The organism is Carnobacterium sp., from assembly GCF_032094055.1.
Taxonomy (GTDB): Bacteria; Bacillota; Bacilli; order Lactobacillales; family Carnobacteriaceae; genus Carnobacterium_A.
The window spans coordinates 3,156-5,347 of the sequence record NZ_DAMDAK010000117.1 but is presented as its reverse complement, the minus strand read 5'-3'; the positions used below and the strand labels follow the sequence as shown (position 1 = coordinate 5,347).

At 40.8% G+C, this 2,192-nt stretch carries 3 protein-coding genes; all 3 read right to left on the bottom strand.

Annotated elements, in window-relative coordinates:
• The coding region (gene pyrF, locus RT405_RS12755; protein WP_313470176.1) for an orotidine-5'-phosphate decarboxylase at positions 1-679 on the bottom strand (679 nt) is incomplete at its 3' end.
• Complete coding sequence (locus tag RT405_RS12750) at positions 669-1,598, bottom strand: dihydroorotate dehydrogenase (protein ID WP_313470181.1); 930 nt, start codon at positions 1,596-1,598, stop codon at positions 669-671. The genes pyrF and RT405_RS12750, both read right to left, overlap by 11 nt.
• A gap of 90 nt (positions 1,599-1,688) precedes the next feature.
• Positions 1,689-2,192 (bottom strand): amidohydrolase family protein (locus RT405_RS12745; RefSeq protein ID WP_313470175.1); only part of this gene is annotated, 504 nt, incomplete at its 5' end.

Sequence of the window (2,192 nt, the reverse complement as noted above, 5' to 3'; positions counted from 1 at the left end):
GATAAGCTGCTACGGGGTCTTGGGCCAATGTAATGGGACGACCGACCACGATATGGCTAGCCCCTTCTTCATAAGCTGATGCAGGTGTAGCGACTCGTTTCTGATCGCCTTTTTCTTCTCCGCTAGGTCGGATCCCAGGCGTGACACATAAAAAGTCTGAAGCGGTATTCTTTTTGATCAGCCGTGCTTCTAATGCAGAGCAAACGACCCCATCTAATCCCGCTGTTTGAGTTAATTGAGCATAATGAATAACACTTTGCAATAAAGTAACTTCGATCAATTGTTCTCTCCGCATAGCTTCGGGCGTAGTCGAAGTCAGCTGAGTAACGGCAATTAAATCCGGCCGCGTACTCCCGGCTGGAGTGCCCGCGAGAATACCATCCATTGCAGCTTCCATCATTTCACTGCCTCCAGCTGCATGTACATTGATCATATCGATATCCAAAGCTGCCAGACCTTTCATGGACCGCTTGACCGTGTTCGGTATATCATGCAATTTCAAATCTAAAAAAATCTCATGCCCTAGTTCTTTCATATACTTAACGATTTCAGGACCGTTTTGATAATAAAGCTCCATCCCTACTTTGACAAATAACGACTCATCTTTAAAATGACTTAAAAACTGTTTTATCTCTTCACTTGTTGAAAAATCTAACGCAATAATGGGTTTAGTATTCACTATTCTGACCTGCCTTTACTTCTTTGATCAAGGATTCAATAGATGCAATTCCTAGTTCATCCATTCGCCCTGGTAAAGCTTCAATCAATTCTTTACAAATCATAGGATTGTTATAATTAGCTGTTCCTATGGCTACTGCGCTAGCGCCGGCCATCAGCATTTCAAGAACATCATCGACTGTCGAAATGCCGCCCATCCCGATGACGGGAATCGATACAGCCCGGGAAACCTGATAAACCATTCGAACAGCAATAGTATTTATAGCTGTTCCTGATAAGCCGCCCATTTTATTGGCTAAAAAAGGTTGTTTGGTCTTTAAATCAATACTCATGCCTAACAGCGTATTGATCATACTGATCCCATCTGCTCCGCCAGCTTCAGCAGCTTTAGCGATTTCAGTAATATCCGTTACATTAGGTGTTAATTTAACATAAATTGGAACAGTAGCCACTGATTTAACCGCTTTGGTCATCTGATAAACAGCTTCAGGATTTGAACCGAATGTTAATCCTCCATCTGCTACATTTGGACAAGACAGATTGATTTCAAGAGCTTTCACAATTGGCGATTGACAAAGTTTTTTTGTTACTTCTACATAATCAGAAATCGTTGTTCCAGCTACACTTGCAATAATCGGCGTGTCACATTTTTCTAGAGCTGGCAATTTTTCATTAACGATCACATCGACACCAGGGTTGCGTAATCCGACGGCATTTAATACTCCATGGTCCAAATGATGATAACGTGGTTCAGCATTGCCGATTCGCGATTCAAGTGTTGTTGATTTGATGATTAAAGCTCCTAAGACACTGTAATCGTAACAATCTGTATAAAGATCGCCAAAACCAAAAGTTCCGCTTGCCGGCATGATCGGATTTTTTAAATCCAGTCCTGGTAATGATACGCTTAATTTATTGATACTAACCGCCTCCTAAAGTTTATTTTTCTTTTTTTTACTGCTTTTCATCTATCGCTGTGCCGCTTTTTAATAATCATAGGCGCTTTATTTTTAGCCATTTCCGTTATAAACGATTTTTCCATCAACAATAGTCATAAATGTCTGTCCTTTTACTTTCCAACCGGTAAAGGGCGTGTTAACTGCTTTTGATTGGTATTCTTCAGCAAGAAGTTCTTTTTCAGTTTGCAGATCAAATAAAGCCAAATCAGCTTTTTGTCCAATTTCCATGGTACCTGCACTCAGACCAAAAACTTTTGCTGGTCGTATCGTCAGCCACTCTACTAATTGAGCTAATGTAAAGATATTTTTTTCAACAAAGTGCGTATACAATAAAGAAAAAGCTGTTTCGCTGCCGGTTATTCCAAAGGGTGCCTGTATCATACTGCCGTTTTTTTCCTCAATTGTATGAGGTGCATGATCAGTTGCAATCATATCAAGCGTTCCATCCAGCAACCCTTCAATCAGAGCTTCACGATCTGACGAGCTCCTTAATGGCGGGTTCATTTTATAAAGTGCTGAATCTTTAGGGATGTCTTGTTCTGTCAATAGCAGGTG